Below are 12,791 nucleotides of genomic sequence, written 5' to 3'. Positions count from 1 at the left end.
GCCAAATCTGGAAATTAGAGCAAAGGAGACTTTATAGCCTCTTTCATTTTTAAATAGTGATCTTTTTATTTTTTCATTGATCCAGTCTGATTGAACCTGATATGCCAACTAAAAGCCTCTTCTAATAAGTGAGGTGTATGGCCTCCTCGCTCACAAGCACGATTGAAATACGACTGTAATTCTTCTTTATAATCCGGATGTACGCAATTGTCTATAATTTTTTGTGCTCTCTCACGTGGTGCTAATCCACGTAAATCGGCTAAGCCAATGTCGGTTACCAATATATCTACATCATGTTCAGTATGATCTGTATGAGACACCATCGGTAAGATATGAGAAACTCGATTTTCCTTAGACGCAGATTGGGTAACAAAAATACTTAGATAGGCATTTCTAGCAAAATCACCTGACCCCCCTATCCCGTTCATGATTTTGGTACCTACTAAATGGGTTGAATTTACATTTCCATAAATATCAAATTCAATAGCAGTATTGATTGCTATAATGCCTAATCTCCTGATTAGACCTGGGGTATTTGAAATATTTTGGGGTCTCAAAACGAATCTATCTCTATACTTTTGAAGGTTACCAAAAACGCGTTGATAACATTCACTTGATACTGTAATGGAGGAAGCAGATGCAAAACTTAACTTACCAGCGTCCATCAAATCAAAGGTACTATCTTGTAAAACCTCTGAGAACATAGTTAAATCATAAAAACTACTATCAATGAACCCTGTTAACACGGCATTAGCAACCTTGCCAATTCCTGCCTGGATAGGCAATAGTCTGTCCGTTAGATGCCCTAGTCGAACTTCTTCTTCGAAGAAGCTCAGAATATGTTTTGCAATATTCGTTGTTTTTTGATCAGGCGGTGCAATGTCTGCAGCACTATCTACTTGATTCGTGAATACGATAGCAACTACTTTATCTGGATCCAATGGTATCGTTTTTCTACCAATTTTGTTCCATGGTGCAACAATTGGAATAACATTCCTATGGGGATAATTTTCAGCTTGATAAATGTCGTGTATGCCGTAAACATTTTCATTAATAGATGTATTAATTTCGAGAATCACTTTTTTTGCCAAAGCGGCAAAAGTAACAGAATTACCTACAGAAGTCGTTGGAACTATACTACCATCACGATCAATAAAGGCACATTCAATAATAGCGATATCAACATCTGGTAAATTTTTATTATGTAGCAATTCAGCACTTTCGCTTAAATGTTGATCAATAAATAACACTTCTCCCGAATTTATCTTGCTGCGTAAAATTGGATCTACTTGAAAAGGCATCCTCTTTTTTAGGGCACCTGCCTCGGCAAGCTTTCCATCTGTGCCATGCCCTAAGGAAGCTCCAGTCATTAAAGTGATTTTGATATCTTCGATTTTAGCTCGCTCAGCCAGTGCCGGTAATATTACTTTGCTATCTCCAGCTTTAGTGAAACCACTGGCTCCAACTACCATTCCATCTTCTATCAATTTTACCGCTTCTTGAACGGTTGTTACTTTCTCTTTAAGTCTTTCTAAACGTATTCTTTCAATCATTGTTTTAATATTAACACTTGCTTCAAAGGGCGAGACAATATTAAGCAATATTTTATTTTTAAAATTATTAAATTTAGACACTTACTTATTGAATAAGTGCACAAAAGTAACTAATCACTCACGCGCATAATAAACGAATAAAATCTATTGGTTGATCTAATGTAGCGGTTATATATGGTAAAAAATCAATTCTTATTCGGAATGAAATTATCAGCGAAAAATCTCAATTTTGGGATATTACATAGTAAAAATTATGTCTATCACAAGGAAATTAGGTCCAATAAAATCATCCCTTTTGCTTTTATCAAATAAAAAATAGAAATTTATAGCTCATTAACTCCCAATTCTTAATGCAAAAGGAATATGTTGATAAATATTATATGACCGAAGTAGATACTTTCGATAAGAGTATCTATTGTCATCATGCCATGATGGGAGAGAATTTCATCACAGAACATTCACATGCTAAAGGTCAATTTTTATATACTGAAGGCGGAGTTGTATTTCTAAGAACGTCAGAAAAATCTTATTTTCTACCCGCCCGCCATTACATATGGATACCTGCAAATGTTAAGCACAGCATACATCCAAGCAGTCCAGATGTTGTAATGCGGAATCTTTACTTCCCTAATTTTGAAACAGACACTGAATTCTTTGATAAAGTCAATATATATCCAGTAAATGATCTATTGATTGAATTGATTATGTTTACGAACAGATGGAATGGTAACATCTTTCCAGATGAAGAACCAAAATATTCAATCGCTAAAGCGTTTAAATTAATTTTACCAGAACTATCTCAAACAGAGCTTCCTTTAGCTCTTCCTTATCCAAAAAATGATAAGCTTAAACAAATAATAACCTATTTGGAACTCAATATTGCTGAAAATGTTAGTTTCAAAAACCTAGCGGAACATTTTGACATATCCGAAAGAACCTTAGCGCGATTGTTTCAAAAAGAACTAAGCATGTCTTATATACAGTATTTCACGATACTCAGAATGTTAACATCACTGAAACTGTTATTAGATGAAAAGTTAAGTGTAAATGAAGTTGCCCTTAGAGTTGGTTATAATAGTCTTCCGACTTTCAGCAATACTTTTAATAAAGTGATCGGTGTTCGTCCAAGCGAATATGTAAAAAACAGAAATTTACTTTTATAAACCCAATACTAAATGATCTTAAAAACCCTGAGCGCAGCTATTGCACTGTGTACTTTGTTTTCTTGTTCAGTGAATTCACAGGCAATGAAGAGCAATGAGAAAACTCCTAAAGCAATCCAACTATTCAATGGGAAGGACATTAATGAATGGACGCCCAAAATTAGATTGCATGATGTTGGAGAAAATTATGCGAACACATTTCGCGTAGAAGATGGGCTGTTAAAAGTGAGATATGACGGATATGATGATTTCAACCAGCAATATGGTCACCTCGCCTTTAACACCCCTTACAGTTATTATCTATTAAGAGTGACTTACCGCTTTGTAGGCGAACAAGCAAAAGGAGGTGAAGGATGGGCCACCCGTAATAGTGGTGCTATGTTACACGGGCAGGATCCACATACAATCTTAAAAGAGCAAGATTTCCCAATCTCTATTGAAGGCCAATTATTAGGTGGAAATGGAAAGGATGAACGTACCACCTCTAATTTGTGTACTCCTGGTACAAATGTGGTGATTAAGGAGAAACTATTTACTCCTCACTGCCTAAGTTCGACTTCAAAAACTTATCATGGAGAACAATGGGTCACCGCAGACTTTCTTGTCTTAGGAGATTCTGTAATAAAACATATAATAGAAGGTCAAGTTGTATTAGAATATAATAAACCACAGATAGGAGGTGCGAATGTCGCCCCTGTTGATCCTAAGATAAAAACGGATGGTAAGTTGCTCAAGGAAGGCTTCATTTATCTTCAAAGTGAAAGTCATCCAATTGACTTTAAGAAAGTAGAGTTGTATGATCTTGCTCCATTTAAAGCGGATAACGTTAAATTAAATGAAATTGTAAATACAATCTTGTTAACACAATAAGAAAATACCAGTCCAATCTTAGCATAACTATTAGACCAATAAGCTTAGATATTTCAGTTAATTGGTCTAAGAAGTTATAAGCAAAAGAAAAAGGGGATGTTAAACATCCCCTATAATATTCTGAAGGAAAAAGTTAGTGTTACGCTAACTTGTTAACGAATTTAGTCAACTTTGATTTGTTGTTCGAAGCCTTTTTCTTGTGAATCACATTCTTCTTTGCTAAACGGTCAAGCATAGATACTACACGCGGTAATAATTCTTTTGCTTCATCTACTGAAGTTGTATTACGTAATTTTTTAATTGCGTTACGAGTCGTTTTTGCTTGGTAACGGTTTCTTAGACGCTTCGCAGCGTTAGCTCTAATTCTTTTGATCGCTGATTTATGATTTGCCATTTCTCTTAGCTATATAATATTAATCTTTTATACTTAATTGCGGACTGCAAAAATAGCATAGAAAATCTAATATTCAAAATCATTTTTAATTTTTTGATTTTCTTATCTTTGTCTATGCATAAATTATCTATGGAACAACTCAACAGAGTTGACATCGACACTTTCAAATCTCAGGAAAAATCTCCCTTGGTTATCGTTTTAGACAACGTTCGCAGTCTTCACAATGTTGGATCAGCTTTTCGAACTGCTGACGCATTTTCTGTGGAAAAAATTATTCTTTGTGGTATCACAGGCACTCCTCCACACCGAGAAATAGAGAAAACTGCACTTGGAGCGACCCAGTCGGTCGAATGGGAACATCATAAAAACAGTAAAGATGCAATAGAAAAATTAAAATCTGAAGGTTATAAAGTGTTTGCAATAGAGCAGACTAACAATAGCATTTCATTGGAAAAATTTGAACCGATATTAAAAGAAAAATATGCATTGGTTTTCGGAAATGAAGTCCATGGCGTTCAAGAAGAAGTTATAAAAGCGTCCGATGGCACCCTTGAAATTCCACAATTTGGCACAAAACATTCCTTTAATGTTTCCGTCACCATTGGAATTATTCTATGGGATTTTACAAATAAAACCAAGTTTATCAAAAAATAACAAAATACCTAGCATTCTGATTTTTAGAAGTCATATCAAAATAGTAGATTTGCGTTGCAAAAAATAAGACAAAATGAGTGTATTAGTAAATAAAGATTCCAAAGTAATCGTTCAAGGTTTTACCGGAAACGAGGGCACTTATCATGCATCTCAAATGATTGAGTATGGCACAAATGTAGTAGGTGGTGTTACCCCAGGTAAAGGTGGCCAAGCACACTTAGATCGCCCGGTATTCAACACAGTTCAAGATGCTGTTGATAAAACTGGTGCGAATGTTTCTATTATTTTTGTTCCACCAGCCTTCGCCGCTGACGCTATTATGGAAGCCGCTGCTGCTGGAATCGCTTTAATTGTTTGTATTACTGAAGGTATTCCGACTAAAGATATGATTCAAGTGAAATCTTTCTTGAGTGATAAAAAATCGCGTTTAATCGGTCCAAACTGCCCAGGTATAATTACTGCTGACGAAGCAAAGATTGGAATTATGCCAGGATTTATCTTCAAAAAAGGCACCGTAGGTGTTGTATCTAAATCTGGTACATTAACATATGAGGCTGTAGATCAAACTGTAAAAGCTGGATTAGGAATTTCAACTGCAATAGGAATTGGCGGTGACCCAATCATTGGTACAACGACAAAAGAAGCTGTTGAATTATTAATGAATGATCCAGAAACTACAGGTATCATTATGATTGGTGAAATTGGCGGAGGTATGGAAGCCGAGGCTGCAAAATGGATTAAGGAGCATGGAACCAAACCTGTTGTTGGATTCATCGCAGGACAAACTGCCCCTCCAGGACGTCGTATGGGTCACGCTGGCGCTATTGTTGGCGGAGCTGATGATACAGCAGCCGCTAAAATGCAGATTATGCGTGAATGTGGGATTCGTGTTGTTGAATCTCCTGCAGAAATTGGAAAAGCAATGGCTGAAGAATTAGCAAAATAACTTTTGCTGTTTTAGTACCTCTCTAGATGATAAAAAAGGAAGGAAACTAGAATTAAAAATGGTCAATATTTAACATATGAATAATAGGTATTATCCAACGAATTTCAAAATGGATAATACCTATTTAAATTTAGACCTTCTTATAAAAAATCATTCCAAAATCCGAGTTTAATCATCGATACTTTTCGAGCTCGCATCTCCTGTCAATTCACGACGCATATCCAGACGTTTGTTTTAAGGTCAATTTTAGAGCGTTTGAGAAACTTTACTACATTTCAGGTAAGATTATTATATACACATCATAGTGTCCTTAATGAGCTTATTTAGACCTACTAATCAAGGGCCTATAAAACTTCCATTCTGAACTTTTAAAATTACAAGGATAGTTAATCAAACCTAAAACGTGAGATAGTCCCTTAGCTTATAATTCGTTAAACAAGCCTTATCAGAATCATATAATCTATAAAGTGGATTTTTAATTTATAAATTTTTCTTACCTTCAGTTGCTAAGGTCAAAACTAACCATTATGAAAAAATTAATATTATTTTGCTTTCTATTTCTCTTAGTTGGATTTCAAACTAAAGGACAAGATGCTAATGTTGAATATGTAAAAGAACATTACAATAAGTCGGAAGAATATATTACAATGCGTGATGGTGTAAGGCTTTTTACTTCAATTTACACCCCAAAGGATACATCTAAAGAATATCCAATTCTGCTTAATAGAACTCCTTACACAGTAGCTCCGTATGGCCAGAATTCTTATAAAGCATCTCTTGGAAATTTCCCCGAAATGATGAAGGCTGGGTATATCTTTGTATATCAAGATGTACGTGGAAAATGGATGAGTGAGGGCACTTTTGATGATATTCGTCCTACGAAAACCAAAACGAATAAACATCAGATAGACGAAAGCAGCGACACATATGATACCGTTGATTGGTTGGTAAAAAACCTTAAAGGTAATAATGGAAAAGTTGGTGTTTATGGAATTTCTTATCCTGGTTTTTACTCAACAGCGAGCTTAATAGAAACTCATCCTGCAATAAAAGCTGTCTCTCCTCAAGCACCAGTAACAGATTGGTTTATTGGAGATGATTTTCGTCATGGAGGTGCATTATTTCTGGCAGATGCATTTCGTTTTATGTATACATTTGACGCTCCTAGGCCCAAACCTATTACCAATGAACAAGCTCCAAAAAGCTTTGAATTACATTCCAAAGATTTATATAAGTTTTTTATGGATAATCCAACTCTTTCAGGACTAAAAAACAAATATTTAGGACATACCGTTAAATTTTGGGACAATTTGGCTAAACATAGCTCCCGGGATTCGTTTTGGGTAAACAGGACAATTACAAATCATTTAAACGATGTTAAACCTGCAGTTATGATAGTTGGGGGACTATTTGACGCAGAGGACACTTATGGCACATTTGAAACTTACAAACAAATAGAAAATCGTAACAAAAAGAACAATTCAATATTAGTTATGGGCCCGTGGTTTCATGGTGGCTGGGTACGTTCGCAAGGCGATTCTTTTGGGGACATTAAATTTCAAGAAAAAACAAGCTTACAGTACCAGAAAAATTTTGAACTCCCCTTCTTCGAATATTATTTAAAAGGTATAGGAAATTTTAATCCTGGCGAGGCGAACATATTTATAACTGGATCGAATCAATGGAAAACCTTTGATCAATGGCCTCCAAAAGGCATCCAGGAACAAAGTTTATATTTAAATGCAAACGGAAAATTAACCAAACATCCTGAAAATGGTGCTTCTAAGTTTGTGGAATATGTAAGTGATCCAAATAAACCTGTTCCATCACAAGAAGGAATCTTCGTAAATAGAACCCGAGAATATATGATTGCCGATCAACGTTTTGTTGCGAACCGGCCTGATGTGATGGTTTTCGAAACCGAGCCATTAGAAAGGGATCTCACCTTCACGGGCCCTATTATTGCTAATTTAAGCGTCTCAATGACGGGAACAGACGCTGATTTTATAGTTAAAGTCATCGATGTATATCCAGATAGCAGTACTGCAAGCTCTGCCATATCTGAAGAAGTCGTGATGCCAAATTATCAAATGTTGGTACGGGGAGAAATTTTAAGAGGTAAATTCAGAAACAGTTTCAGTAATCCAGAAGCATTTATACCAAACCAGGTGACCAGAGTCAATTTGACACTTCCTGATGTTGCACATACCTTTAAAAAAGGACACAGAGTAATGGTACAAGTTCAACACAGCTGGTTTCCATTAACAGATCGTAACCCGAATCAATTCATGGATATTTTTCAAGCAAAAGCTGAAGATTTCAAAACAAACACACACAGAATATATTTTGACCAATCAAATCCTAGTAAAATAACCTTTACTACACTTGATTAATTTGTTAAAATTGGGATGGAAACTAAACATAATATCTCAATGATGTAACCTCCGAAAAGTTCTTTTATCTACCTATCGGCGTGCATTTCATCTACTTTTGTGGCTATTCTATGGATGAAACAAAAGTATCGATTTGAATAAATTATGTAATCTTTTTCCGTTTTCATTTCGGAAACAAAACGAATTTTAAGATATCACTTTGCACTAAAAAATGGTTAACTTCTTTAGATTTTAAAATATTATTATCAAATTGTCGAGATTCTAGTAAAAAATAAAATACCTAAAATACTTAAATAAAATATTTTTATTTTTTACTAGAATTTTGGAAAATCAAACTTGATTCTAAAATTGTTATCTCCTGTTGTTGAAGAATCTGGGGATTTATCAACTCATCAAACAAATATGTCGCGGCCAATTTACCCATCTCAATAGCTGGTTGTTTTACTACACTTAGGGAGGGTTGTAATAAATCCGTAATATCTAAACAGGAAAAACAAATTAATTTTAAATCCTCAGGTATTAAAATTCCGTGTTCTTTTGCAACCCTTAGTGTTGATATGGCTAAATGCTCCACGGATGCTAAAATTCCATCGGGTTTGTATTGAATTAATAATTCTTTTATATCTTGGATATTTTGTGACACTTCGTTCACTGTGTCTAAGATTAAATTCTTATTAAATGGGATCTTATATTCATCTAATGCTCTAAGATAGCCTTCCATACGTACCTTACCAATAGATACTTTTTGATTTATGACTAAATAGGCAATTTTCTTACAACCGTTCAGTATTAAATGTTCAGTGGCATTAAAGCTTGATTCTTCATCATTTCCCGTTACATACTGTGTATTTATGTCATCATAATTTCTATCAAAGAAAACTATTGGAATATTATTATCCTTTAATAACTTCATATGGTTATGCTCATTCCCAGCGCCAGAGGCTGACATTATGACTCCATCTACCCTCCCATTAGATAATGAACGAATTATTGATGCTTCATTCTGAACCTGATGGTCTGTCACATAGATCAATGTATGATAACCTTTGGAACGAGCAATTGATTCAATACCTTTAATGGCTTGACTAAAAAATTTATTTCCAAATTCAGGAATTATAATAGCAATGGTATGGCTCTTACTTCCTCTAAGATTACTTGCATGTGTGTTTGGAGAGAATCCTAACGTTTCGGCCATAGCAAGAATCTTTGCCTTTGTTTCTGGTTTTATATCACTACTGTTTCTAAATGCGCGTGATACTGTTGACTTGGACAGGCCAAGTTTGGCAGCAAGATCAACAATAGTTAATTGGGACATAATTAGTTTAAAATATTTCTATCAAATATATATCAATTCTATGAGATTAAAAATCAATTGAAGTTGACATACAAGGTGAATAATTGAAGTATATATTCCTGAAATTTAAGCACAGATTATGATTTTAGAATACTTGAAACGTGCTCAAATTCCTTTTGAACCTCGGTTGATACGGGTTTTGAAAAAAGGGAAATCACTACAATGGTTAAGAAGCTTAACCCAAACCCAGGTATTATTTCATAAACTTCCTTATAATCGTGTGGTACATAAACCCAAAGTAAAACGACCAAACCGCCAACAAGCATCCCGCAAAGACTTGCTTTTGCTGTTGTCCGTTTCCAAAGTAATGATAATAAAATTAAAGGCCCAAACGCCGCCCCAAAACCTGCCCAAGCATTCCCTACTAAATTTAAAATACTATCCTTCGGATTCAGTGAAAGGAGTAAAGCGATAATGGCAACGCTCAAAACCGAAAGTCTACTCATTATTAACATATTCTTAGGCGTTGCATAATTTTTAAAATAGGCTTTAAAAATATCCTCTGTTATTGAACTTGAAGTAACTAATAATTGAGAAGAAATTGTACTCATCACGGCAGCTAGAATAGCGGACAATAGAAAACCTCCAATTAAAGGATGAAATAATCCTCTGGATAGGTGAATGAAAATAGTTTCTGCTAATTCTTTTGAGTTATCAAATTTGATCATCGTTTCAACATCATACTTTTGCAAATAAGCAATGCCAAATAAACCCACTAGCATCGCTCCCCCTACTGTGAATATCATCCAACCAATTCCAATATTTCTCGCTTTAGGGATGTCTTTTGCATTTTCAATTGCCATGAAACGAACTAAAATATGGGGTTGACCAAAATAGCCCAGCCCCCACGCTAATAGTGAAACAATAGATATGGCCGATGAGCCTGTCAGCAAATTAAGGTAATTTGTGTTTTTGATTTCGATGATTTCCAATGTGTTATTTAATCCTCCTAACTGATAAACCAATACTATTGGAAGAAGAACCAAAGCGATGATCATAATAGTTCCTTGTACAAAATCAGTCAAGCTGACAGCGAGAAAACCACCCAGAAAGGTATATAATACAACAACAAATGTTGTCAAGAATAACCCTGAGTGATAATCAATTCCGAAAGCAGATTCAAACAATCGTCCTCCGGAAACCATCCCAGCAGAAGTATATAAGGTAAAAAAGACCAAAATCAGGATGGATGACACAATTTTAAGCAATTGAGTTTTATCGTGAAATCTATTTTCAAAATAGACCGGTAATGTAATCGAATTCTTCGCTACTTCAGTATAAACCCTAAGTCTTGGGGCAACTAAAATATAATTAAAAAATGCCCCGATTGTCAATCCGATAGCAATCCAAGCACTTGATAAGCCCGAAAGATACATTGCCCCTGGAAGCCCCATCAATAACCAACCACTCATATCAGCTGCCCCAGCAGAAAGTGCTGTTACTGCCGCTCCCATTTTTCTTCCACCAATTAAAAATTCTTCCGAGCTGCTTGTGGATTTTCTATAGGAATAAAGGCCTATTAAGATCATTAACAGCATGTATAATCCTATGGAAATTAATTCGTACGTATTCATCTAAATATTTTTATTCGTAAAAGTGCTACAAAACTAGATAAGTATCCAAGTTTTAAAATATTATTAACTATTATTATTTGTCCTCAACTTTTCAAATGTTCAATTTCATATCTATTAATGACTAAACAGGATGATATTTCACATCAAAAGATATTTTAAAATGAGAAATAAAATTGGGTTAATATCAATATTTAGCAGGTTGATCGGGTGCTGGCAACGACTTCTTTATAAATTCCCGTATATCCTGATTTGCCTTAATAAGATCTTCCTTCCGCAAATACATCATATGTCCGCTTCTGTACCCGATGAAACTCATCCGCGATGCAAGTTTTCCTGAAGGATCCATGTGCCACATATTATATTTAGCATTGAAATAATCACAAGCTCCATCATAATATCCTGATTGAGTCAGTATATGCAAAAAAGGGTTAGAGGCCATTGCTTTCCTTAAATCTAATCCCGTATTATCATTTGTGTTATCCCATGGGTGAACATTACCAAACATATTATATTTTACATCAGACTTATAGTTCAACTCATTATTATAATAATGATTAATTGCAGGTGTAAAAGAATGCAACCAAGAGTTTAGTTCTGAATTATAATCTGGGCGCTCACCCCCGTCACGAAAATCTACTCCGAGGTAACGGGAGTCCAACCTGCCAATAGTAAAGCCTTTATCTCTCAATAATTCTTTCCAAAATAAATTCGTTGGAATATCAAGATTATTTTCCCTTATAATTGTCTCCGATAGGCCAGAATAATAAGCCATTTTTTTAATTATAGCATTTTTATCTTCAGAATTTATGCTATGGCCCTTAGCGATTGCCGGTAACAATTCATTAAGTGTAAACTCTTCCACCTCCGGTAATATTTCTTCTAAATCACGACTTTGCAATTCGGATGGAAGTTTCTTATGAAACCAGGCTGTTGCAGCAAAATATGGCCAACGATTAGCCTTCTCGATTGCACCTTCTCGTTTCAATCCAAGTTCAGTGGGTGAAACTAAAATAACTCCATTTAAATACATCCACTGCGCATTCTGTAACTCAAGGGCAAGTCCAGACACCCGAGTTGTTCCATAACTTTCTCCAATCAAATATTTAGGAGATGACCAACGATTTTCTCTCGTTACAAACGTATTTATCCATTCAGCTAAATATTTAATATCTGCATTTACACCAAAAAATAAAGACTTATCTACAGTTGTATCTAAAATACGCGAATATCCCGTATTTATTGGATCAATATATACGATGTCTGCCACATCTAAAATTGTATAAGGGTTTTCCTTAACACCATATGGTTGTAAGGGATATCCTTCATCATCTATATTTAACAGTCTTGGTCCCGTATAAGCAAGGTGCATCCAAACTGAACCAGAACCTGGCCCTCCATTAAAAGAAATCACCAATGGTCTTTTATTTCTGTCTTGAACATGATCTCGAGTATAAAAAGTATAATGGACTGTAGCCAAAACCTTACCTTGGTTATCCCAAACTGGTTGTGTGCCAGCTTTTGCCGTATATCCAAATTTTTGACCATTAGCAGAAATTTGATGTTTAGTAATAATTGCGGTATCAGCAAGAGGTAGCCTCTGAGCAAATATTGAGGCGCTAAAAAATACAACAGTTAATAATAAAAAAAGTCTTTTCATAAAATCATAACGTTAATAGAGTTTGATTGCGTAAGATAATAAATTATTGGCCTAACTGATGTTTTCGACACATTAAAACTTATTATTAAGTGAATTTACGTCCTAATCAAAACAAATTTCTCATCAAAGCATACTGCCCGTTTACTTGAAGATCTTAGAGGATTTTGGTAAGATGTGTTGGGGTTTTTCAGTCTGTAAGGGAAGAATGGCCGGGCACACAGGATGAGCTGGGA

Annotated in this window: 10 protein-coding genes; 5 read left to right on the top strand and 5 right to left on the bottom strand. The window is 35.0% G+C overall.

Features of this window, described 5'->3' with window-relative positions; genetic code table 11:
* Nucleotides 1-65 precede the first annotated feature (65 nt).
* The gene (gene scpC, locus AC6CHH_RS10465; protein WP_498282546.1) at nt 66-1,553 is read right to left on the bottom strand and encodes a succinyl-CoA:acetate CoA-transferase ScpC; all 1,488 of its coding nucleotides are present in this window, start codon (nt 1,551-1,553) and stop codon (nt 66-68) included.
* 350 nt (nt 1,554-1,903) lie between these two features.
* Here scpC and AC6CHH_RS10460 point away from each other — a divergent pair, with 350 nt between their 5' ends.
* Nucleotides 1,904-2,716, top strand: a complete 813-nt coding sequence (locus AC6CHH_RS10460) for a helix-turn-helix transcriptional regulator (RefSeq protein ID WP_498282544.1) — start codon at nt 1,904-1,906, stop codon at nt 2,714-2,716.
* Nucleotides 2,717-2,728: 12 nt separating this feature from the next.
* Nucleotides 2,729-3,586 (top strand): 3-keto-disaccharide hydrolase, encoded by an 858-nt coding sequence (locus AC6CHH_RS10455; RefSeq protein WP_498282542.1) that lies wholly within the window; start codon nt 2,729-2,731, stop codon nt 3,584-3,586.
* Between the two features lie 139 nt (nt 3,587-3,725).
* On the opposite strand, the gene rpsT is transcribed toward AC6CHH_RS10455, so the two are convergent.
* Entirely contained in the window at nt 3,726-3,980 is a 255-nt protein-coding gene (gene rpsT, locus AC6CHH_RS10450) for a 30S ribosomal protein S20 (protein ID WP_498282540.1), read from the bottom strand.
* 114 nt (nt 3,981-4,094) lie between these two features.
* Between rpsT and AC6CHH_RS10445 the strand changes: the two genes are divergently transcribed.
* From AC6CHH_RS10445 to AC6CHH_RS10435, 3 genes are all read left to right on the top strand, one after another.
* Nucleotides 4,095-4,634, top strand: a complete 540-nt coding sequence (locus AC6CHH_RS10445; RefSeq protein ID WP_498282539.1) for an RNA methyltransferase — start codon at nt 4,095-4,097, stop codon at nt 4,632-4,634.
* 73 nt (nt 4,635-4,707) lie between these two features.
* Nucleotides 4,708-5,580, top strand: coding sequence for a succinate--CoA ligase subunit alpha (sucD, locus tag AC6CHH_RS10440; RefSeq protein ID WP_498282537.1), 873 nt, complete (start codon nt 4,708-4,710; stop codon nt 5,578-5,580).
* Between the two features lie 527 nt (nt 5,581-6,107).
* The gene (locus tag AC6CHH_RS10435; RefSeq protein WP_498282535.1) at nt 6,108-7,973 is read left to right on the top strand and encodes a CocE/NonD family hydrolase; all 1,866 of its coding nucleotides are present in this window, start codon (nt 6,108-6,110) and stop codon (nt 7,971-7,973) included.
* Nucleotides 7,974-8,277: 304 nt separating this feature from the next.
* Here AC6CHH_RS10435 and AC6CHH_RS10430 read toward each other — a convergent pair whose 3' ends face one another.
* The 3 genes from AC6CHH_RS10430 to AC6CHH_RS10420 form a co-directional block, all read right to left on the bottom strand.
* Nucleotides 8,278-9,288: a LacI family DNA-binding transcriptional regulator gene (locus AC6CHH_RS10430; RefSeq protein ID WP_498282533.1), complete on the bottom strand. Its 1,011-nt coding sequence runs from the start codon at nt 9,286-9,288 to the stop codon at nt 8,278-8,280.
* Between the two features lie 116 nt (nt 9,289-9,404).
* Entirely contained in the window at nt 9,405-10,901 is a 1,497-nt protein-coding gene (gene putP, locus AC6CHH_RS10425) for a sodium/proline symporter PutP (RefSeq protein ID WP_498282531.1), read from the bottom strand.
* 184 nt (nt 10,902-11,085) lie between these two features.
* On the bottom strand, nt 11,086-12,558 hold the full coding sequence (locus AC6CHH_RS10420) for a S10 family peptidase (protein ID WP_498282529.1): 1,473 nt from the start codon (nt 12,556-12,558) through the stop codon (nt 11,086-11,088).
* Between the last annotated feature and the right edge of the window lie 233 nt (nt 12,559-12,791).

This window comes from Sphingobacterium sp. GQ94 (assembly GCF_059758715.1).
The sequence above is the reverse complement of the archived record's forward strand: the minus strand, read 5'-3'. Positions and strand labels throughout refer to the sequence as shown.

What these genes read in the sequence shown, in the direction of transcription:
- AC6CHH_RS10455 (WP_498282542.1), top strand. Translation starts at nt 2,729, where the DNA reads ATGATCTTAAAAACCCTGAGCGCAGCTATTGCACTGTGTACTTTGTTT.
- AC6CHH_RS10445 (WP_498282539.1), top strand. Translation starts at nt 4,095, where the DNA reads ATGCATAAATTATCTATGGAACAACTCAACAGAGTTGACATCGACACT.
- AC6CHH_RS10460 (WP_498282544.1), top strand. Translation starts at nt 1,904, where the DNA reads ATGCAAAAGGAATATGTTGATAAATATTATATGACCGAAGTAGATACT.
- sucD (WP_498282537.1), top strand. Translation starts at nt 4,708, where the DNA reads ATGAGTGTATTAGTAAATAAAGATTCCAAAGTAATCGTTCAAGGTTTT.
- AC6CHH_RS10420 (WP_498282529.1), bottom strand. Translation starts at nt 12,558, where the DNA reads ATGAAAAGACTTTTTTTATTATTAACTGTTGTATTTTTTAGCGCCTCA.
- AC6CHH_RS10430 (WP_498282533.1), bottom strand. Translation starts at nt 9,288, where the DNA reads ATGTCCCAATTAACTATTGTTGATCTTGCTGCCAAACTTGGCCTGTCC.
- rpsT (WP_498282540.1), bottom strand. Translation starts at nt 3,980, where the DNA reads ATGGCAAATCATAAATCAGCGATCAAAAGAATTAGAGCTAACGCTGCG.
- scpC (WP_498282546.1), bottom strand. Translation starts at nt 1,553, where the DNA reads ATGATTGAAAGAATACGTTTAGAAAGACTTAAAGAGAAAGTAACAACC.
- AC6CHH_RS10435 (WP_498282535.1), top strand. Translation starts at nt 6,108, where the DNA reads ATGAAAAAATTAATATTATTTTGCTTTCTATTTCTCTTAGTTGGATTT.
- putP (WP_498282531.1), bottom strand. Translation starts at nt 10,901, where the DNA reads ATGAATACGTACGAATTAATTTCCATAGGATTATACATGCTGTTAATG.